The 20,407-nt window shown below is 57.7% G+C and carries 17 protein-coding genes; 1 reads left to right on the top strand and 16 read right to left on the bottom strand.

The window, feature by feature from the left end:
* Nucleotides 1-69: 69 nt before the first annotated feature.
* The 11 genes from ATI02_RS04515 to ATI02_RS04470 form a co-directional block, all read right to left on the bottom strand.
* A complete protein-coding gene (locus ATI02_RS04515; RefSeq protein ID WP_157815129.1) occupies nucleotides 70-771 on the bottom strand; it encodes a TetR/AcrR family transcriptional regulator in 702 nt (233 codons plus the stop codon).
* Between the two features lie 117 nt (nucleotides 772-888).
* Nucleotides 889-1,254: an amidohydrolase family protein gene (locus tag ATI02_RS33075; RefSeq protein ID WP_202864018.1), complete on the bottom strand. Its 366-nt coding sequence runs from the start codon at nucleotides 1,252-1,254 to the stop codon at nucleotides 889-891.
* Nucleotides 1,232-1,918, bottom strand: coding sequence for an amidohydrolase family protein (locus tag ATI02_RS33070; RefSeq protein ID WP_202864019.1), 687 nt, complete (start codon nucleotides 1,916-1,918; stop codon nucleotides 1,232-1,234). Before ATI02_RS33070 ends, ATI02_RS33075 begins: the two co-directional genes overlap by 23 nt.
* A gap of 29 nt (nucleotides 1,919-1,947) precedes the next feature.
* Nucleotides 1,948-2,763, bottom strand: a complete 816-nt coding sequence (locus ATI02_RS04505; protein WP_202864020.1) for an alpha/beta fold hydrolase — start codon at nucleotides 2,761-2,763, stop codon at nucleotides 1,948-1,950.
* A gap of 55 nt (nucleotides 2,764-2,818) precedes the next feature.
* Nucleotides 2,819-4,168, bottom strand: a complete 1,350-nt coding sequence (locus tag ATI02_RS04500; protein ID WP_100845557.1) for a DUF1329 domain-containing protein — start codon at nucleotides 4,166-4,168, stop codon at nucleotides 2,819-2,821.
* Nucleotides 4,169-4,182: 14 nt separating this feature from the next.
* Nucleotides 4,183-6,066 (bottom strand): DUF1302 domain-containing protein, encoded by a 1,884-nt coding sequence (locus ATI02_RS04495; protein WP_100845556.1) that lies wholly within the window; start codon nucleotides 6,064-6,066, stop codon nucleotides 4,183-4,185.
* 123 nt (nucleotides 6,067-6,189) lie between these two features.
* Complete coding sequence (locus tag ATI02_RS04490; protein ID WP_100845555.1) at nucleotides 6,190-7,086, bottom strand: cupin domain-containing protein; 897 nt, start codon at nucleotides 7,084-7,086, stop codon at nucleotides 6,190-6,192.
* A 28-nt stretch (nucleotides 7,087-7,114) separates the two neighbouring features.
* Nucleotides 7,115-7,897 (bottom strand): HpcH/HpaI aldolase family protein, encoded by a 783-nt coding sequence (locus tag ATI02_RS04485; protein WP_100845554.1) that lies wholly within the window; start codon nucleotides 7,895-7,897, stop codon nucleotides 7,115-7,117.
* Nucleotides 7,898-7,960: 63 nt separating this feature from the next.
* Complete coding sequence (locus ATI02_RS04480) at nucleotides 7,961-8,629, bottom strand: alpha/beta fold hydrolase (protein ID WP_161555383.1); 669 nt, start codon at nucleotides 8,627-8,629, stop codon at nucleotides 7,961-7,963.
* 26 nt (nucleotides 8,630-8,655) lie between these two features.
* Nucleotides 8,656-9,636, bottom strand: coding sequence for a DODA-type extradiol aromatic ring-opening family dioxygenase (locus ATI02_RS04475; RefSeq protein WP_157815128.1), 981 nt, complete (start codon nucleotides 9,634-9,636; stop codon nucleotides 8,656-8,658).
* 57 nt (nucleotides 9,637-9,693) lie between these two features.
* Nucleotides 9,694-10,140: a nuclear transport factor 2 family protein gene (locus tag ATI02_RS04470; protein ID WP_100845551.1), complete on the bottom strand. Its 447-nt coding sequence runs from the start codon at nucleotides 10,138-10,140 to the stop codon at nucleotides 9,694-9,696.
* 443 nt (nucleotides 10,141-10,583) lie between these two features.
* Between ATI02_RS04470 and ATI02_RS04465 the strand changes: the two genes are divergently transcribed.
* On the top strand, nucleotides 10,584-12,101 hold the full coding sequence (locus ATI02_RS04465) for an amidohydrolase family protein (protein ID WP_100845550.1): 1,518 nt from the start codon (nucleotides 10,584-10,586) through the stop codon (nucleotides 12,099-12,101).
* 70 nt (nucleotides 12,102-12,171) lie between these two features.
* On the opposite strand, the gene ATI02_RS04460 is transcribed toward ATI02_RS04465, so the two are convergent.
* From ATI02_RS04460 to ATI02_RS04440, 5 genes are all read right to left on the bottom strand, one after another.
* Complete coding sequence (locus ATI02_RS04460; RefSeq protein ID WP_100845549.1) at nucleotides 12,172-14,598, bottom strand: efflux RND transporter permease subunit; 2,427 nt, start codon at nucleotides 14,596-14,598, stop codon at nucleotides 12,172-12,174.
* A gap of 36 nt (nucleotides 14,599-14,634) precedes the next feature.
* Nucleotides 14,635-15,666, bottom strand: a complete 1,032-nt coding sequence (locus ATI02_RS04455) for a WD40/YVTN/BNR-like repeat-containing protein (protein WP_238156264.1) — start codon at nucleotides 15,664-15,666, stop codon at nucleotides 14,635-14,637.
* 116 nt (nucleotides 15,667-15,782) lie between these two features.
* Complete coding sequence (locus ATI02_RS04450) at nucleotides 15,783-17,147, bottom strand: DUF1329 domain-containing protein (protein ID WP_100845547.1); 1,365 nt, start codon at nucleotides 17,145-17,147, stop codon at nucleotides 15,783-15,785.
* Between the two features lie 31 nt (nucleotides 17,148-17,178).
* Nucleotides 17,179-19,008, bottom strand: coding sequence for a DUF1302 domain-containing protein (locus ATI02_RS04445; protein WP_100845546.1), 1,830 nt, complete (start codon nucleotides 19,006-19,008; stop codon nucleotides 17,179-17,181).
* Nucleotides 19,009-19,187: 179 nt separating this feature from the next.
* The gene (locus ATI02_RS04440; protein ID WP_100845545.1) at nucleotides 19,188-20,315 is read right to left on the bottom strand and encodes an amidohydrolase family protein; all 1,128 of its coding nucleotides are present in this window, start codon (nucleotides 20,313-20,315) and stop codon (nucleotides 19,188-19,190) included.
* Nucleotides 20,316-20,407 lie beyond the last annotated feature (92 nt).

Raw genomic sequence — 20,407 nt, 5'->3', positions numbered from 1 at the left:
CTACCGGACCGGTAGCGAGGACGCAAACGAAATGCCGAGCAGAACTGTCACGGCCTGCGCGGTTGGCTGCTACTCCGGCTGATCAGAATCGGCGCAGTAGCCCATCAGCGTAGCGATATCCGGAAGCGGTACGCGCACCAGCTTGTCTGCTCGCGCAGGCGTTACTCCCAGGCTGATCAGTATGTGGCGCGTGATGGTTTCCGGATAATCATCCGGACAGGGTTCGCTCATAAGCGTTTTCATTCCCGCCAAAGCCGCGCCAAGCACCATGTCCCGACCGACTCGCACATCGGTAACCTTGAAGATTCCGCTGTCCATGCCCGCTTGCACCGTTGCCATCGCAGCAGCGTTGGTATCGGCGCCAAACAGGGGTGCGCCATAGCTGAGGTTGATCATTCCCCACCCCCACTGATGGTCCGCGGCGGCTTTGGTCAGGTAGGAACGAATTGCAAACGACTTGGTTTCTGCAGCATTGGTGAATGTCTGCGAATAAGCCGTTACAGCATTGTTGAAATCGTGGCTCAACTCGAACGACAACGCTGAAAACAACTCTTCCATGCTGCTGAAGTAGGTATAGAACGTCGGACGAGCGATTTTGGCGATTTCGGTGATTTGCTCGACTCGCGCCAGCCTGCCATGTTCGTGCCCGATAACCTGAAAGGTGGCATCAAGTATGGCCGCACGGGTGCGTGCGCGCTTATCCAGGACAACCTTGGGTTTTCCTGCCGAGTGGTTGGCTGAGGTGTTCGTGATCTGATCTCCCTTCTTCAAAATATTCGACTGCGCAATTCTAACTCACTGAGCTTCGATTCAGATCGTAGCAAACGCTCGCATTGAAAAGAAAAGGCAACGCGTCGGACAGGGTCCGCGCGTCGCTGTGTAATCACACTACAACCGAAATAACGTTTCGGCGTTACGGTAGGCGATCTTCTCTTTATCTTCCTGACTGATCGGCAGGTTTTCCAGAAATGCCCGGGCAGCGGAAAGGGTCAGGTAGGGATAATCGACCGAGTAGATAATCCGATCCGCCCCCAACACCTTATGAATGAATTCAAAGTGCGGTAAATCAAACATGCCACTGGGAGTGACATGCACGTGTTTTTTGTAGGTCTCGGTTATCGACTGAGAGAGCCCGCTGGCCTCCTGTGGAATAGCGTCATCAAGACGCTGGAGATAGAACGGCACCATCTCGCCCCAATGGCCACTGATAACCTGCAACCGTGGGTGTTTTTCAAAGACGCCACTGAGCATCATGCGGATCACCTGCACACCGGCTTCGTTGTGCTACCCCAACCAAAGAGTGACAACCGCGACTGACCTCTTTGTCCAGGCCCCCATAATAAGCCTCGCGAACCTGCGGCAAGGGAGCGCCGGGGTGAACATAGATCGGCACTTGCAGTTCGTTCAACTTGGCCAGCACCGGCTCATAACGCGGATCATCAAGAAATGTTTGGCCCGGCCTGCCAGTCAACAGCGTGCCTTTCATGCCAAGGCTTTTAACGGCCCGCTCAAGTTCGTCGGCCGCCGCTTGCGGATGTTGCCAGGGCAACGTTGCGAACCCGCCAAAACGCGTGGGATTGGCACGCGCCGCCTCAGCCAGGCGATCATTCAGCGCCTGCGCCAGCTCCACAGCTTGTTCGGCCGGAGCCAATTGCGTTGATCCACTGTATGAGACGATCTGCATGTCGATGCCATGCTTGTCCATTTCTGCGATGCGTCCGGCCCCCACATCGCGAGCCAGTTCGAGGGACTCGGCGTAAGGCACCAGATACGGGCGGTTCACCACCCCCTCTGGATGTTTGTCGACTACCCGACTGCCCCAGTCCGCCATGTATCCCGCTTCTGCGGCCTGCGCTTCACGCGTCGCATTGGCGAGGTCAGCATCCACGGTATGTTCTTCGATGCAAATAATCTTCATATGCCCACTCCTTCCTGCGCGCTGCGCATTTATTCGCTGGCCCGGGGAAAGCCCTTGAGAATCAGGTCCAGGTCATTGGCAAATTGCTCTGCTTCGAAGGCATACCCCAAGTGATTGCCGACCACCTGCGCACACGGGCAGGGTAACTGCTTGGCCAATTCGTGAGCAGTCTGCGCGTAGAACGCCCCGGTACTGGCCCGCCCAACGGCCATCGCCAACGGCACTGCGCCGTTACGCAGGGCCGTCAGGTCCGGTAAAAAACTGTTGATATGGCGGAATTCATGGGCGAGGAAACGCTCATGGTCGCCACCGGCCTGGTCGCCCGGGGCCGCCAGCACATTTCGCTCGAACCCCACCATCGTCGTCGCGAACAGACGCATGGCAGGGCCGGCGCCTTCTGCAAGGAAAACGGCGTAAACGTTATCAAAAAATGCACGCCACTTACTGGCATCCGGTTCAGGCAGGAAGTCGCTGACAGGCGGTTCATGAATGACCGCGCCACGAACCAGTTGCGGGTGAGCCTGAGTGAGCTGCAACGCGATATTGGCGCCAGCGCTGTTGCCAAACACAAAGGCCTTGCCCCGACCTGCCGCCTCGATGATGGCGGCCGCGTCGCGGCCGGCCTGCGCCATGCTCATTTCTGCGGTTTTGTCACCGCCACTGCGACCATTCGCGCGGCGATCGTATTTGATGACGGTGTAGCGGTTGGCCAGGTGGGCCGATAGCGGTGCGAAGCGCATGCTCTCGCCATTTCCGCCTGCCACCAACAGTAGCAGCGGGCCTGTGCCTTCGATGTCATAGGTCAGTTCGGCGCCATCGGTAAAAACGGTTGAAGTCGTACTCATCACTATCTCCACCAAACGTTATGTTCACTTTTCCCTATTTGCAGCAGCGTTACGCCTAGCGGATACCCGTGCTTCTCAATGCCGACGGCGTGAATTCGGATGAAACGGCTTCGCCACCAAATACCATTGGATTGTGGTCTTCGTTTTTCATGCCGGAGGCGATATACCGACCATTTAACAAGTCGTAGAGCGTTTCAACCGCCAACCATGGAATCTGCTGGTCATACAATTCGGTCAGATGGCCTTTGCCTACGCGCCATAGTGTGCCGCGGCCGTCGTAATGGTCAGCCAGCACGATTTGCCAAGTGTCCTCATCAATGAAATAGGAACGCTTGGCGTAAATATGGCGTTCTCCCGGTCGCAGCGTAGCTTCAACTTCCCATACCCGGTGAAGTTCGTAACGGGTCAAATCGGGATTGATATGGCCTGGCCTGACGATATCGGTGTACTTGAGTTTCGGCGACATCAGGCTATAGGCGTTATACGGGATATACATCTCCCGCTTGCCCACCAGCTTCCAATCGTAACGATCCATGGCACCGTTGAACATGTCGCCATTATCACTGACACGCTGCCCCTCTGCGCCCGTATAAGGGCTGTCATAAGCCACCTGTGGTGCGCGACGAACTCTGCGCTGGCCACCGCTGTACATCCAGGCCAAGCGCGGATTCTGTACCTGATTCAATGTTTCATGAACCAACAGCACATTCCCGGCGAGACGCGCCGGGGTTGTCACGACCGATTTGAAAAAATAGAAAACATTGTCGGTATCTGGCGTTTGCAGCGCTTTAACTTGATCGCGATAGCCAAACTCCCGGTAAAAATTCACCGGTATGAAGTCGCCGTTTTTTTCCGGTGTGACCTGAATGCTGTTATAGCGTTGAATCGGCCCACGGTATCGGGTGATGTGATTCCACATCACTTCCAAAGCGGTTTGCGGCATAGGAAACGGATAAGCGACTTTGAAGTCAACCAGGCCAACATCAACCACCTTCGCGGTCAAGGCGTTTTCAGCGGCAGTTTTATAAATGGTGTCCGGAACCGCGGCACTGCGATGAGTGGTGTACACCGGCAGGCGATAAGTATCCGGGTAGCGTTTCAACATACCCACCTGCCCAGGGCTCAGCTTGTCTTTGTATTTATCGACATTTTTGGCGTCAATGACGAACAGTGGCTTCTCGGCTGCATACGGATTTTCAACATAACCGTCGACCACTTTACCCGTGTTTCTTGCCAAGCCTCCGGTCCAGGCGGGAATCGTGCCGTCCTTATTACCTGCCTTCTCCGCGCCCAATGGCGTAAGGGTTTTACCCAATTGCGCGGCCTGTTCCGGCGACACCGCGGAAAAGGATAAACCGGACAGAAACAACAGCCCGAATGCAGCACCAGTCATTAAGCGTTTCATTATTGTTCTCCAGCTTAAAAGTTCACGCCGAGGCTCAGCGAGACGAAGTCACGGTCGCGGCTCATGTTGTAATCGCCGCCATAAAAATCAGTGGCGGAAATACTAGCCGTATAGGTGTTTTGATATTCCGCATCCAGGCCGATACTCAGTGCCTTGCTGCCTTCATTGAAACCAGGCTCAGGCGCGTAGCCATCAACGTCATGGGACCAGGCCAGGTTTGGCCTCAGAGTGACCGCAGGAATCAGCCCCGAATATTCCCAGACTGCGCGCAAGCGGTAGCCCCACGAGGTACGCGTGGTGAAGCCGTCTTCATTGCAGTTGTAAGCAGTCAGTCCGTTGCCAGCTTTGCAAACGTTATTGTCGGGGTACAACTCGCCTTGGCCAAATACCGGGTTACGGCCGTAACGTACGCCGCCCTTGCCATCCAGGCCGCTGACGTACACAACCCCGACTTCCCCCATTACCGTGAAGCGCTCGGCACCCATTACCTGGTCAAACATATGCAGTGCAGTGACCTGCGCCTGGGTGACCGGTTTGCGCTCATAGCCTTCGAACACCGCATTGTTGGCAGCGGTATAAGTGCCATTGGCCAATGGTGGAGACAATGCAGGGCTGTTGAGTACAGCGGAGGCTTCATCGAGTGCGTTTATCTGCAACGGTAGATTAGGGCGATAACTGATCTCCCCCGATAGCGCAGTACCCGTCGGTAGCGTCGTGGCGAAACTAAGTCCGTAAAGACGGATGTCTTCCGGATAAACCACCTGATAACTCGAGGTGCCCAGGCGATACGCCTGGCCCAACGTGTTCAGGGCCGGGCCAAGCGCCCCCGAACAAGCCGCCGTATTGGGAAACCCTATGTTGGCGCACAACTGCGGCAAGTAACCCTGATCGACCACATGAGGGCCACCAATGGTGTTCACGTAGGGCAGACGACTGTGATAGTTCATCACATACCCACCGAACTCGGTCTCTATCTCAGGCACGTACAGTCGAAGCGCCAACCCCCACTGCCCGCTATTTCGCGCATCTTTGTCCTGCGCTCTCGGCAGGATGATCCCCTCCTGCCCCAGATTGATGCCGAAGGGTTGTAACGCTGCTTTAGCCAGGTTGTTGTTCGACAAGTTGGGCCCGACAGCCAGCCCCTCGCAGCCGTCCGCGACGAAGTCCACCGGCGAGAGATAAGTGCCGCAGTTAGGAAGCAGCGTTTGCTCCCAGTCCAACTGATAAAAGGTCTCGGCCGAAAGGTTTTCGGTCAGGCTTTGCGAGACATACAGCATGTTGACCGGAATAAGGCCCTCTTTGATCTCCGCGCCAGGCCGGTTGAAAGCCGACAGGTCCACCGGGTTGATCGAGTTGATGCCGCCCTGGATAAAAGTGCTCTCCCCCCAACTGACGACTTGCTTGCCCAACCGCACACTGCCCACCTGATCGTTCACCTTGTAATTGTGATAAACGAATGCATCGAGGAATTCGGCACCGGACGACTTGTCGCCCTCTTTGCGGTTGTGGTCGCTGATGTCTTTGAACTCACGGTTTTCATCTTTCAATTCAAAGTCGTACCAGTATTTTCCGCGGACAAATACCCCGGTGTCGCCATACTTCAGCTCCAGTTCGTGGAGGCCTTTGAAGATCTTCGAAAAGGTTTCACCCTTGTTGAAGTTCAGGCGACCATCATCTGAACCCGGGGCAAAGCCTTTACCACCGTTATTGCGACCAATCAGTTTGGGGTCAGCATCTTCCAGCCCCCAACTGGCCCCCACGCTCAGTGATGAGTCGAACTGCCCCTCTATCTCTCCGGCATTGAACGTAAAAGCAAATGCCGGAAGCGCCGCACTACTGGCAAGCCCCACTGCGACTGACAAACAACTCGGTTTAAGCAACTTTTCTATCGCACGCATTTCGACACCTTTTTTTGTTTTTGTGTGATGTGTGATTCAGTCTTTCGGCCATTGTTTTTAAAGGCAAAAAGCACCGCATTCCCTGGCGACCCCCTTTATGTGCGGTGTTTTGGCACTCAGTCGCTAAGCCGGAAGCGGATAATCGTCTGCGTTAAGTACCCAGCCGTCCTGCAACGAGAAGTCCATTCGCGGTGGCGAAAATATGTCGATCAATTGGTTCAAGCCCGGCGCGACACCCATCGAGGTATGGATCGCCGGTGGCGGAATGACGGCGATCGATGGCGAGCCACAATGCTCGTGATCGTCGGCTAGCCAATCGTGCAGATTGGGCGTCCATGGCCAGCGAATGTGGTGGACGAAAGCGCCATCCAGGGCGAACGAGCCCTGTTCGAAATCATCGTGGTGATGAGGCGAAAGTTTTGTGACGTCTCTGGGCCCAACCTGCGCCTCGAGGAAATTGATCATCAGCGTGGAACATCGCCAGATCCGCCCAAAGCGGCCCGGTGCCGGCGCAACATTCAAGCGGTAGTGCCGCAGTTGGTAACCCCCGACAGGCTCCGGCCAAGGCTGGAATGGCGGAATATTCTCCCGGGCGTCAACATAGGAATCGGCGTTGATGCATTTGGCACACAAATCAGCGCTGCGCGTGGTGAATATCAGAACCAGGCGACCTGATTGGGTAACCCGAATGCTGCTATCGCCGGGCGGTACAAAGGCGATGGATTCGCCTGCAACGGCAACCGCTGCTTTACCCGTGGCTTGAATCTCCAACGCGGTCGCTGCGTCGGGTATGAGAACGCAAAACTCGTCCACTTGTCCCAGTCGTGAAAATACCGCTCCAGCCTGACCCTCCAGATAAACACAGATAAAGTTCTGCCCTCGGGCATACCAGGCCCTGTACTCGCCGTCGCGCTCTTCAGTCGGCGTTTTTTCATAAAAGCGTGCATATTGCGCTGCTGCATATCGCTGTGCGGCGGCACTGGTATAAAGAGACGATCTTGGATCTGCTTTGTCGTACATGACGGCTCTCACGATTGAGCGGAAAAAGTTAGCCTGCGTTCAAACACGAGGATCGATACCGGTCGAGCGCTTGCGACGCGGCAGAACGCAAGAAGCCCTGGTCGGAAGAAATCACAAAGCCCCGTACCCCTTGCCGCTGAAATAGATGTGCTTCTTCTGCTGTTGCGGCGAGCATGCAGATCGCCTTGCCGGCGCGGCGCGCGGCAGCGATTATTTTCGCAGTCGCGAGTTCGGTGAGCGGCATACCAGGTGCGCGATCCTGCAGGGCCACACACAAATCGCCACGACCGATGAAGATGGCGTCCAACCCCTCGACGCAGACAATCTCGTCGATCGAATCAAGGGCTGTCGGGTCTTCAATCATCGCGATGGTGAGCACCGTTTGATCGGCCTCATCGGCGTGTTGCCAGAGGCCTTTCGCGCCGTAGCCGCCGGCTCTCGGCGAGTTCGAGAAGCCACGCTTGCGTGAGTATTTGCAGGCGGCCACAAACGCTTCGGCCTTTGCCACCGAGTCGATATGAGGCGCTATCACCCCTTCGGCGCCATCGTCCAAAGCGGCGAGAATTTGCGCGGCGCCGCTATCAGCGACTCTCACCAGTGCCGCAGTGGCAGATGCCCGCGCAGCCAGCAGTGCGGTATCGATCGAGCGGCGATCAAAAGGACCGTGCTCTGCGTCGATGACCACAAAGTCAAACCCGAGAGCACCGACTATTTCGACGGCGTGCGAAGTGGGGGTTTTGATGAACGTCCCGAACATCGCAGTGCTTTGCAGAAAACGCTGGCGAAACCCGAGCGTTTGTGAACCTTGCATACCTGTTACCTCATCAAGAACAGCGCATGGAAAATTGTCCGACCTGCATAACGGCGCCCGGCGTTACGCCAGGAAGGCCAACGCCGCATCGCGGCACTCGCGCTGGCTAAGCAAATCCAGGTGATTCACCCCTGGGAGCACTACGCTGCTGGCTTCTGGCAGGGCGGTCATCAGCGGCTCAATCGGCATTGCCACGGCATCCTGATCGCCACACACCAGCAATGTCGGCAGGTAGAGCCGCGCGAGTTGAGCGGCCTGGATTGTCGGGTTGGCTGGCCGTCGCAGCACCGCGGCGACGGCCTTTGGGTCGTTGCCGGCTTGCAGTGCGTATTCGACCAACGCCTTGATCGGCGCCGGCGTGTGTGCGTCCACTCCCTGCTCAAGTGCGTGTGCCAACAGCGAACCGGCAGACTCGGGTTTGAACACGTTCGAGCCCAGCCCGGCGATTACCAGACGCCGGAAGCGGTCGGGTTCGGCAAGGGCAAGGGCGAGCAGCACCTTGCCACCAAGCGAGTAACCAATGGCATCGACAATGCCGACTTTCGGCAACAGGTCGCGTACCGCGCTCGCCAGATCCGCATACGCGTACGGGTCCAGAGAGCCCCCCGCTTGACCATGGCCAGGCAAGTCCAGCGCGATCACCGAGCGACCCGTGCATTCGATGGCCTCGACCCAATGACTGGCGCCCCAGGAGGAGCGGAACGTGCCGCCCCACCCATGCAGCAAGAGCACGGGGACAGACGAATCAGTACTCGTGCTCATCGCGGGACTGTGGCGCCGTGGATGATGCCGACACCGACGGCAAGCTTGGTTTCTTCAGAGTAATAGTCCTCTGTCACCTGGCTGACACCCATCACCTGAGCAGCGGCGACAGCCGCAATCCACTGGCGAATTTCGCCACCGCCGTAGCCGGCAGCCTCAGTTACATCGCTGCACACCCAACTGTCGAACTGCTTAAGATCGCCACTGGTGATCACCTCGAGAAACTGCTTGTCCCACGCCTTATTGATCCACGGTGCCTGGAACCGCCCTTCCAGCAGATCGCCGTTGAGCCCTGCCATCGCAGCATGGATATCGCCCATCCATTTATCGCGGGTCAGCTCACCCTTGGTGCCGCCGTGCACGATAAAGTCGCGAATGATGCTGGTAGGCGCGGTGGTGTACTGGGGAAATATCGAGTCGGTCTGGTGGGAAAGGCCGCCGGAAGCCAGGAAGGCCACTCGCTTGCCGAGTGTGGCGGCAAATCGACCCATGGCTTCACCTAATTCCCGGCAACGCTTGAAGCTCGGTTTTGGGTCACAGAGTGCATTGATATGGATAGGCAACACAGGTTTCGCATCCAGCTCGCCGAGGAAGTTATGGATAACGTTGGTAAAACCGTGATCGACTTCCATCGCGTAAGAGGTGGCGATGTCGAACCCCTCATCAATGAGGGTTTGTGCACAGGCGTAAGCGATGTCGCCGGGCACATCGAGCGGACCGGAAAAACCACCACAATCAGACAGGCCTGTGGCCACCTGGCCCACGACAAAGGTAGGCATCAGTTTCAGATGCAGACCGTCGTAATGATCACCACCAAAGACCACCACCAGATCGGGGTCAAACGCACGCAGTTCTGCGATTCGACTTTCGTAGACAGCCCACATTTCGGGGTTGGCTGCTCGTTCCTGGATCGCCAACAGCGGTACATGCGGAACGCACGCGACGTAGGTGGCAGGGCGTTGTTGAGATGTGCTCACAGGTGTAGCTCCTAACTGGATGATGACTGGGAGGGCAGGTGTTCAACAGGTGATGTATCAGCGAGCGAAAGAAGGAGCGCCGGTGCCGGTAAAGACAGCCTGCGCCGTCCGGCTCTCGTACAGCCAGACGCCTTCGGGCGTGCTGACGACCACGTCGACGAAATCGGCCACGCTGGAGGGGACTTGGGAAGGAAGGGGCCGCTCACCGTTGCCGGACAGCACTAATACCGTGGAGTAGACGCGGTAACGCGAGGCTGAAAGAGCCTCGATTGCCAGCCCCCCCGTGATATGCCGCGTGGTGCGCTGAGCCTGTTCTTCGCTAAGGGTGCGTTCTGCGAAAAACCGCTCGATTTGCGCTTGTCCCTCGCAACGCATCGTACTGATTTGCATCACACCGGACGCCGCGTAAAGCTCGCTCACAGGAGCCTGCGAAAGCCGATCGACTCGCCGCCAATATTCCGCAGACAGTAATTGCACGGCACAACTGACTTCTGAACTGATCATTTTTTCTCTCACCTCGGCCTTGCCCCAGTCGCCAATCTGCGCAGGGTGTGCCTTTTGTTTTTTTGTGCAACACAGCCTTCACTGAATTGACGTTTTGTCTATTTCAGTGAAGGATGGAACAAATTAGACAACTCGTCAATTACTCGGGAGAGAAAAAATCGAGGCAATTTCGGCAGGAGGTTTCCCTGTGTTCTTTGCCGGTCAATCGAGACAGTCGCGATACCGTTCACGGGGCATGAACTCCATCCGGACGCGCCGCTGGCGATGCCGTTTTTTGATCACCTGCATGTTTCCGGCATCTTCCCAGTTCTTTTCATGCACGTGAAACTCCGGCAATTTTCCCGCGACGTTCGAGGCGAAAAGCGCTGCCCGCTCTTTTACTGATCATCATTGGCACTGTTGCAAACAGCGCCAGTAACCACCCGCATAACCGGTAGAAACCGATGACTAAAATTCTGATAACGCTAAGTTCACTACTCGCCCTCAGCCTGGTCGGTTGCGGCCCGGACCCCATTGAAAAGGTGGACATCTCCACGCAGAAAAGCCGCTTCGTATTGACCAATGTGACCGTTGTAGATACCCGTGACGGGGCTCTCTCTCCAGGGGTCAATGTCCTTGTCGACGACGGCAAGGTCGTCAGCATTGCGAAAAGTGAGCTGACTGAAAAAATCGCTGATGCGCGGGTGATCGACGCCACCGGGAAGTACCTGGTTCCCGGCTATATGGACATGCATACCCATGTGCTGGAAGACGAACGTCCGACGGCCAATCTCGCATTGTTGCTGGTGAACGGCGTCACCAGTTTCCGCCAGATGTCGGGAAGCTACGAATTGCTTGAAAAACGAAAAGCGGGAAGCGTTGGCATACCGACTGGCGCGCCGTCGTTGCTATCCATGCCCGGTCCGATACTGACGCCGCTTAACGCTTCCACCGTCGACCAGGCACTGGTTGAGGTCAGAAAGCAAAAAGCGGCAGGTGCGGATTTCATCAAGATCGCATTTGTTTCCAGTGAGGTGTTATTCGCCGTACTCGATGAAGGCAAGAAGCTCGGTATCCCGGTATTAGGCCATGTCACGGAGGAGGCGAATGTGCTCGAAGCCGCAGGTAGAGGCATGCACTCTATTGAGCATATGGGTCCTATCCCGGGTGTATTGCTCACTTGTGCAAAAGACGGCGAGGCCCTCAGGGATCCCATCGGGCACCGGCCGCCGAAATTTCTTTCGCTGCTGGCTCACGTGCCTTATGCCGACAAATTGCTCATGCCCATTTTGAAAAAAACCATTATCAACCCTTCTACCCTGTTGACCCCCGCCGCCATCAACCAGTTCGACGAGCTGGTGAGCACCTATGACGCAGATTTGTGCCGGCAGTCGGTGCAGGTTTTCAAAGACAATGGCACGTGGATGGTGCCGACGCTGATTCGCACCAAATCCGCCAGTTTGGCCTTTGAACCCGAATTTTCATCCAACGACAAACTGCGCTATGTCAAAAAATCCATTAGTGATGAGTGGATCAGCGTCACGGATGCTTACAACAGCAAGCTCACTGACACCGAGAGAAACGTGCTGAGAAACACTTATGCCCTGAACCTGAAAATGGTCAAGATCCTGAGTGACGCTGACGTGCGCCTGCTTGCCGGCGATGACTCGGATGGGGCCGGCTGGCTGGTTCCAGGCTTTTCGTTACACCAGGAATTTACCGAGCTTGCAAAGGCAGGTCTGACACCGTTGAAAATCTTGCAGATGACCACGCTGAACGGTGCTGAGTACGTCAACCTGAGTGACACCCTGGGTACAGTCGAGGCTGGAAAAACCGCTGACCTGGTACTCCTGGATGACAACCCGATTGCGGCAGTGGAGAACCTCGACAAAATTAGTGCGGTCATCAAGGACGGTCGTTATTTTTCCCGGGCAGCATTGGACAAACTGCTGGCTCAGGTTGCATCTGAAAACAAGGAATAAGCTTTGTCGTCCTGTAGCGTCGAACGTGATTCGGCGCTACAGGGTAGCGATTGGCGACCTTGGTCTTGTTTCAATGCGCACGCTTGAGCAAAAAATGCGACAGCGCAGGAATCAGCACCAGCGCTCCGACCATGTTCCAGATGAACATGAACGTCAGCAGAATGCCCATGTCGGCCTGGAACTTGATCGGTGACCAGGCCCAGATGACCACGCCCGCCGCCAGCGTTATGCCGACCAGCGCCACCACCTTGCCGGTAAAGCGCACTGAATTGCGGTAGGCCTCGGTCAATGAAAGACCGGCCCGTTGCTGAGCCAATTGCACGCTTAGCAGGTACAGCGCGTAATCCACGCCAATACCGACGCCCAAGGCAATGACCGGCAACGTCGCGACTTTCACGCCCATGCCCAGCCAGACCATCAGCGCCTCGCACAGAATCGAAGTCAGCACCAGCGGCACCACCGCCACCACCACCGCGCGCCAACTGCGGAAAGTGATGAAGCACAACACGATCACCGCGGCATACACGTAGAGCAGCATGGTGTGGTTGGCATCGCGCACGACAATGTTGGTCGCCGCCTCGATTCCGGCGCTGCCCGCCGCCAGCATGAACTGACGATCCGCCGTGCTGTGTTCGTTGGCGAAGGCTTGCGACACCTGCACCACCCGGTCGAGGGTTTCGGCCTTGTGGTCTGACAGGTAGGCAATGACCGGCATCATCGAGCAATCGCTGTTGAACAGCTCCGGGTTGTTGACCGAGGCCTGTTGCGCCGCGTAGTTCAAGACGTTCTGATTACGCGCCAGGGTCAGCCATTTAGGATTGCCCTCGAACGAACCCGCCGTGATCTGCCGCACCGCGTTGACCAGCGAAACCGTGGTCTGCACCCCCGGCTGCTGCTGCAGCAACCAGCCCAGTCGATCCGCCTCCACCAGCGTTTCGTACTTCAGACAGCCTTCGCTCGGGGTCTTGAGCATGATCGCGAACTGGTCACTGGACAGCGAATAGTTGGCGGTGATGTAGGCGTTGTCGCGGTTGTAGCGCGAGTCCGAACGCAACTCCGGAGCACCAGGGTCGAGGTCGCCGATTTTCAGGTGCGAGCTGACGACCAGGCCGCCAATCGCCAGCAAACCCGCAATGGCGATGGCCCCGCTGGCCCAGCGCCGTTCGGTGAAACGCTCGAGAAGAGTCCAGAGCCCCTTGCCTGGCCCGGGTTGATTCTCGGCACGCAAACTGCGCTCGGCCGCCTGGCGACTGACGCCGAAATACGAGAGCAACACCGGCAGCAATACCAGGTTGGTAAAGATCAACACTGCAACGCCAATGCTCGCTGTGATCGCCAAGTCCTGAATCACCGGAATGTCGACCAGCATCAGCACCGCGAAGCCCACTGCATCGGCGAGCAACGCCGTCAGCCCTGCGAGGAACAGGCGCCGAAAGGTGTAACGCGCGGCGACCAGTTGGTGGGTGCCGCGCCCCACGTCCTGCATGATGCCGTTCATCTTTTGCGCGCCATGGGACACACCGATGGCAAATACCAGGAACGGCACCAGGATCGAGAACGGGTCCAGCTCGAAGCCGAACAGCGCCACCAGCCCGAGTTCCCAGACCACGGCGACCACCGAACAACTGATCACCAGCGCGGTGCTGCGAGCGCAACGGGTGAAGTAGAAAATGATCGCGGTGGTAATCAACGCAGCGACCGCAAAGTACAGCATCACTTGCATCAAGCCATCGATCAGGTCACCCACCAGTTTGGCAAAACCGATGACGCGGATCTTGATCGGGCCGGTGCCCTCCTCGCCCGAGCCGGGTGAGGCGCTTTGCCCGGAAAATTCATAACGGTTGCGCAGCTTGTCTTCTAGCTGGCGCGAGAACGCGTGGTAGTCGATGGATTTCCCGGTGACCGGGTCTTTCTCCAGCAAAGGCACGAAGATCATGCTGGACTTGAAGTTATTGCCGATCAGGCTGCCGACGATGCCGGAACGGGCGATGTTCATCCGCAGTTGCTGTACCGACTGCGGCGAACCGTCATAGGAATCGGGCATCACCGGGCCGCCCTGAAAACCCTCTTCAGTGACCTCTGTCCAGCGCACGGTCGGGGTCCACAGCGATTTCATCCAGGCGCGATCCACGCCGGGCATCAGGAACAGCTCGTCGCTGATCTGCTTCAGCGCGTCGAGATAGTGCGGGTCGAAGATGTCGCCATCGCTGCTTTCCACCACCACCCGCACTGAATTGCCGAGACCACGCAGGGCCTGGCGGTTATCCAGGTAGTTTTTGATAAAGGGCTGACTGTGCGGAATCATCTTCTCGAAACTGGCATTGAGCGACAGCCGCGAAACGGCGAAATAGCTCAAGGTGACCGTCACCAGCAGACAAGCCAGAACCACCCACAGGCGGTTGTTGAAAATAAGGCGTTCCAGACGATTGCCGGAGCGTGCATCGAAGCCCTTGAGCTCGCGAATAACCGGCATCGTATCGAGTTCGTATTTACCCATGAGGCAACGGCTCTCTTTCTAATAGTGGGAATGGGCTCATTCGAAAGGCAACTGGCGCAGGCCGCGCGCGCCTGCAACCACCAGGACGCCAGAGCTGGACACCTGTGCAGCGGCCACCGGGGCAAGACCGTTTTCCGGCTGAAGCGTGAAGCTGGCGCCATTGTCGGCACTGAGCAGCACATGCCCGGCCTGACTGAGCAGCAGGATGCGTCCGTCAGCAGTGACGGTGCCTGCGGTGATGGTCAGCGGCAGGCCGAGTTCGACCTTGCTCCAGCTCATGCCTTCATCGACGCTGCGATACACATTGCCGCGCAGGCCATACACCAGGGCCACGCCCGGTTTGCCGGTGATGCCGAAAAACGAACCGTTGTAGGGCATCGGCGTGGCGTTGAAACGCCCGGCCAACGGATCCAGTTTCAATACCAGACCTTGTTCGCCAACGATGTACAACTGATCACCAATCGGGCGCAGCGCATAGAGGTTCAGGGCGCCAGGGTTTTCGGTGCGGTCCAGCCAGGGCGTCCAATGGCGCCCGCCGTCTTCAGTGCGAAAAATCAGGTTGAAGGCGCCAACCACATACCCGACTTGCTCATCCTGAAACCAGACATCGAGAAAGGATTGATCAGCGCCTTCGTCGTTGATGCGCTGGGCATCGGCGACCCGCGCCAGCAAGCCTTCATCGCCTGGCCTGGCGATCAATTGCTGCTGGTAATAACCGAGCAGCAACGCACCGATCTGCCGTGCATCCAGTTGGCGCTCCCAGCTCGCGCCGGCGTCGCGGCTGTGCAGGATCACGCCATCGTGGCCCACCGCCCAGCCTTGCTGGGGTGTCGGAAAATGCACGGCCACCAGGTCTGAACTGAGCGGCACTTGCGCTTGTCGCCAATGCAGGCCGGCGTCATCGGAAAAGAGGATGTGGCCACGCTGGCCGACGGCGACCAGACGTTCACCTGCACTGGCCAGGCCAGTGAGCATGCTTTTGGCCGCGAGTTCGCTGTGCAGGGACGGAGTGTCCAGCACATCCACGAATTCGCCGGCGGCCACCGGACCAAAAAAATGAAATGCCATCCCGCTGAGTAATCCGGTGAGGGCTACACACTTGAAGATATTCATGGTTGTTTCTCGGGGGAAAAACCACTGGCGGGATGCGGCCCGCCAGTGGTGATTACCACTGGGACGTTCGATTAACGGATGCCGGTGCCAGCCAGCGACTCGGGAACCCACTGCGCCTTGGAAAGTGGCTCGATGTACTTCATGCCGCCATAAGGACCGTAGAAACCATTGAGGTTGTACGCGCCGGAGACAAAGTCATAAATCATGTGATTGAGGGTGTCTGGCGCCTGCACGTCGTAGCTGTAGGTCAGGTGGGTGAAGCCGCCGCGGAACAGTTGACCCCGGGCGTCATACTGGTCGGAAGCCAGTACCGCCCAGCTGTCCTCGTCGAGGTAGAAGGTGCGCTTGCTGTAGATGTGGCGCTTGCCCGGTTTCAGCGTGGCCTCGACCACCCACACGCGATGCAGCTCCCAACGCATCAAGTCCGGGTTGATGAAGTTGGCAGTGGTCACGTCGGCGGCGTTGGTGTGGTAGTTGAGCTTGTAGGTGTTGTACGGAACCAGCACCTCCTTCTTGCCCGCCAGTTTGAAATCGTAGCGGTCCATCGCCCCGTTAAACAGGAAGGCATCGTCGTAGGTTGCAGTACCCGTCGTGGTCGGGTTGGGCGTGTCGTACGCCAGGTTCGGCGCTAGTTTCACCCGACGTTGCCCGGGCAGGTATTGCCAGGCCCGACGTGGTTGCATCAGCGGATTGACCGCGTCCAACAACAACAGCGCTTCACCCGCGCGCCGGGCGGGACCTGTGTATTGCAGCTTGATCTTGTAGAACACCTCGTTGGGCGCGACCGGGCCCGCAGGGCGATTCGCCGCAAACAACGGGTATTCAATGTTGAACAAACCGGTGGTACTCAACGAAGCAGTACCGGAGGAGTCGACGTTCCACGAGTCGTATTTGTTGGTCACGCCACTACCCAGGTAACGCAACAAGTGGTTCCACACCGCCTCATTGCCGTCGCCAGGAATCGGGAACGGCACGCCTGGCAAGGCGTTTTCCATCGTCAGGCCCCCTTCGGCAGTCTTGGCGCCCACGGCATTCACCTTGGTGTTCGCCAACACCTGCGCTGGCAAGGCAACGGTGCGGTGGGTCGGGTATACGTCGACCCGAAAGTTCGGGTAGCGCTTGAGCAGTTCCTGGGTGGATGCGGTGAGTTTGCCGGTGTATTCGGCGGCATTCTTGGCATTGATGACGAGGCGAGGCTTTTCTCCCTCGAAGGGGTCCGGACGCACCGAGCTGCCTGGCTGGAAGCTGGCCGGTGGCGTCGTCAGGCCTCCGGTGTACGTCGGAATGGTGCCCTCGGCGTTGCCGGCTTTTTCGGCGCCGACGCCGGTCAGGCTGGTGCCCAGTTGCGCGGCTTGTTCGGGGGTTACCGCCGCCTCGGCAGCAGCGGCAATGGACAGCAGCAACGTGGTAGTGAGTATCGATTTGACAAAATTCATGGGTGTCTCCGGTAATCAGCAAAAACCTGGTTTAGAAGCTCGTCTTGAACGTGAGGGTGACCATGCCGCGATCGGTGAGTTGGGCAACGGGGCCGGCAAACGCGGTCGGCTGGCCTGGCGTGCAGTTGTACTGACCGTTGGCACCCGGGGTCGCACCGTCGCCTTGCGCGGCGGCGGAACCCGCCGATCTGCAGGTGTCTTTGCTGCCGAAGTTGTCCACGTACTTCAGGTCGAAGCGGTAGCGACTCTGAACATCCATGCCGACACCGATCGAGTAGCTGCCCGCGCCTTCGTTGCCACCCAATTGAACGGCCGACTCACCTGCAAGCCCCACGTTGACGGCAGCGGGCATGGACAGATCAACCCCGGGGAACACCTGGAACCAGGTCGGGGTGAAGTTGACGCCCAGCACGTAGTTGTCCTTGCTGACCTTGTCGACGCCCCGGTACCAGTCGCCACCTTTGAACAACTGCTCGTTGTCGGTCACGCTCAACCAGCGGCTGTAGGCCAGTTCCACCAACAAGGTCGAGGAATCCCAGGCCGGCGTCGCGGCAAAGGTAGCCAGGCCGTTGAGCACCGCGTGCACGGTATTACCCTTGGCCATGCCGTGTTCGCCGTCGAAGCTTGAGATGAAACCAGGCAAACCGGCGGCAGCCGCGGCCGGATTGACCGAGCCCGGGACACTCAACAGCGGCATGTTGTGGCGGTAGTTGACGTCGAGTCCGACGCTGACCCCTTCGATGTCCTTGGACAGGCTGATGCCGTAGATATCGATGTCATCGGCATAGACGATGTTGTAGCTGCCGATATTGCCCGACACCAGTTGTGCGGGCCCAACAGCCGTTGGTCGCAGTACGATGTTGGGCAGAATGTCGGAGGTATTGCGGTAGTAGAAACCCAGGGTTCCGTCCAGCCATTCCGGGCTCCACTTCGCCATCAGGCCGAAATCACCGGTCTTGTCGGGCGTGTAGGTGTGGCCGTTGGAAAGGCGCAAAAACTCATTCACGCCAGCAGGTCCCGGGGTGCCGAAGCGCGGATTGGCGGCACCGATCAACGACAGGTTGTGGCCACCGCTCTGGATCGAATCGTTGAAGCCCAGGTAAGTGCCGGACTCCGGTAGCCGCGCATTGTTCCAGTCCAGGAAGTATTGCGCCGCCACGGTCAGTTCCGGGTTCAGCGTCAGGCTGGTGGACAGCTGCGAGCGAGGGATAAACAACTCTTTCGCTTCAGTACCAGGTCCCGCGAGCGCCTTGCCCAGATCAACTCCGGACTGCCCGAAGCTGATGCCGTGGGCCAACGACAGAACGCTCTCGCCCCAGTACTGGGTGTGCTTGCCGAGCTTGGCGCTGAGCAAGGACTGGTCGCCGATCTCAGTGCTGGTGAACACGAACGCGTCCAGCAATTCGGCTGACGGGCCGTTGTAGTAACGATCCGCGTATCCACTCAAGTGGCCAGAGTCCGGTCTGCCGTTGTTCAATTGGTTGGTCGAGTCGTTGCGCCCGCCCACTTTTTCATACGCGTGGTTGTACCAGGCGTTGGAGCTCAGGCGAAAGCCGGTTTTTTGCTGGAAGACCACGTCCAGCTCCGACAGTACGTCGACACGCTCGGACACGGCAGTACCGGCATCGAAGTTGCGGTCACCGTCGTTGTTATTCCATGAATGGGATAACGTCGAGTCGGCACTTTCAACACGCTGGGCGTAGTTCAATTTTACGGTGTTGTCGAAACGTACAGAGAGATCCGGGTTGCCGGTATCGAACTCAAAAGCCTGTACTGGCATGACGCCCAGCCCAGCCATGACGGCTGAAGCTAGAAGCCCTTGTCGCAGATGTTGATGGCAGATCTTATTGTTATTTTTCATCTAACTCGCGCACCTGTTTGATGGTTTACGAACATCAGGCGCAGCAGCCACCGTCGACAGAATTCATCCAAAAGGACGCTGCAATAAATAAATGGCTGAAGCACTGTTTGATTTTTTGTTGGTTGGCGACTCTAGTTCGGCGAGTACCCAATCCGCTTGTTACTGACAGCTGACTTCAATCAACCTGCTTCAGGAATTTGCTGACTCAAACGCGGGAAAAGCACATGAGCATTGGTGCGCGCGATGGCTTCATGTTCATCGGCGGTCAGGCCCTTGAGGGCGCGCATGCCATTGACGTTGGCAGTCACCGCCAATGGCGGAGTGAAGGGAAAGTCACTGCCGAACACGATGTGCGACGTTGATGTCATCCAGCGCAAACTTCCAATGGCGGCGTCGTTGGCCGAGCCGGCCAGGTCGTAATAGAGCGATTGCAATACGCGTCGAACTTCCTGCGCGCCGCCAGCGGGACGTTTATTCAACAAGGGCAAGTCGGACACGAAGCCGATACGTTGGGCCAATGAAGGCAGCGCACCCCCCGCGTGGGAGACGATCACCTTGATGTTCGGATAACGGTTGAGCGTGCCGGAAAATATCAGGTCAGTGATAGTGCGCGCGGTATCCATCGGGAACTCGATGAAGGGCGCGGGTCGCCCCAAACCGACGGCTTCAAAGCAGGCTGGTGAAGTCGGGTGCAGGAACAGCACGGCGGATCTTTTATCGAGCTCGGCAAAGATCGGCTCAAAACGCGGATTGCCCAGATACAAGCCGTCGCTGTTGGTTTCTACAACGACGCCGTCCAGACCCAGCTCATCCAGCGCATAACGAATTTCTGCCAGCGAGTCATCGACATTCGGTAGTGGCAGCGTCGCGAAAGCGCCGAATTTCTGCGGGTTGCGGCGGACGATATCGGCGGCGAACTCGTTGACGTGCCGGGCCAGTTTCACGCGCTTGGATTGATCGTCGAGAAACCCCACCGAAGGCGATGACACCGACAGTATCAAGGTCTCGATGCCGTGCTCCTCCATGTGCGCAAGCGTTGCCGCTTCCGACCAGGCAGGGATGGGAAAGCCGCCATCGAGGGTCACCAGGCCTGCGTCGCTCAGCGCCTGGGTGTATTGCGGTGGCAGGTAGTGAGCATGCACGTCTACCAAACCGCAGTTGCACAGAGGACTTTGCGGATGCTTTTGCTCTTGCTCGTGCGGCTCGTTGGCGCTGGCATAAGGTTGCCCGCCCATGGCTGTCGTTGCGACCGCCGTAGCCGTTACGGCCGTTATAGCAAGGACTTCCCGTCGACTCATTGTGTACATGCCCTGCTCTCCTTGTTTTTGTTATTGATGCCGAGTTTCCGGCAGCAAAAACACGTTGGGAAGATGTCAGAAACATGTTAGTGATAGGAAAA

The sequence above is a fragment of the Pseudomonas baetica genome, assembly GCF_002813455.1.
GTDB lineage: Bacteria > Pseudomonadota > Gammaproteobacteria > Pseudomonadales > Pseudomonadaceae > Aquipseudomonas > Aquipseudomonas baetica.
Note: the sequence above shows the minus strand (reverse complement) of the source record. Positions and strands in the feature narration are given on the sequence as shown.

Bases quoted from the DNA above. Each gene is read 5' to 3' on its own strand.
- ATI02_RS33075 (WP_202864018.1), bottom strand. From the start codon at position 1,254: ATGATGCTCAGTGGCGTCTTTGAAAAACACCCACGGTTGCAGGTTATC.
- ATI02_RS33070 (WP_202864019.1), bottom strand. From the start codon at position 1,918: ATGAAGATTATTTGCATCGAAGAACATACCGTGGATGCTGACCTCGCC.
- ATI02_RS04505 (WP_202864020.1), bottom strand. From the start codon at position 2,763: ATGAGTACGACTTCAACCGTTTTTACCGATGGCGCCGAACTGACCTAT.
- ATI02_RS04500 (WP_100845557.1), bottom strand. From the start codon at position 4,168: ATGAAACGCTTAATGACTGGTGCTGCATTCGGGCTGTTGTTTCTGTCC.
- ATI02_RS04495 (WP_100845556.1), bottom strand. From the start codon at position 6,066: ATGCGTGCGATAGAAAAGTTGCTTAAACCGAGTTGTTTGTCAGTCGCA.
- ATI02_RS04490 (WP_100845555.1), bottom strand. From the start codon at position 7,086: ATGTACGACAAAGCAGATCCAAGATCGTCTCTTTATACCAGTGCCGCC.
- ATI02_RS04485 (WP_100845554.1), bottom strand. From the start codon at position 7,897: ATGCAAGGTTCACAAACGCTCGGGTTTCGCCAGCGTTTTCTGCAAAGC.
- ATI02_RS04470 (WP_100845551.1), bottom strand. From the start codon at position 10,140: ATGATCAGTTCAGAAGTCAGTTGTGCCGTGCAATTACTGTCTGCGGAA.
- ATI02_RS04465 (WP_100845550.1), top strand. From the start codon at position 10,584: ATGACTAAAATTCTGATAACGCTAAGTTCACTACTCGCCCTCAGCCTG.
- ATI02_RS04460 (WP_100845549.1), bottom strand. From the start codon at position 14,598: ATGGGTAAATACGAACTCGATACGATGCCGGTTATTCGCGAGCTCAAG.
- ATI02_RS04455 (WP_238156264.1), bottom strand. From the start codon at position 15,666: ATGGCATTTCATTTTTTTGGTCCGGTGGCCGCCGGCGAATTCGTGGAT.
- ATI02_RS04450 (WP_100845547.1), bottom strand. From the start codon at position 17,147: ATGAATTTTGTCAAATCGATACTCACTACCACGTTGCTGCTGTCCATT.
- ATI02_RS04445 (WP_100845546.1), bottom strand. From the start codon at position 19,008: ATGAAAAATAACAATAAGATCTGCCATCAACATCTGCGACAAGGGCTT.
- ATI02_RS04440 (WP_100845545.1), bottom strand. From the start codon at position 20,315: ATGTACACAATGAGTCGACGGGAAGTCCTTGCTATAACGGCCGTAACG.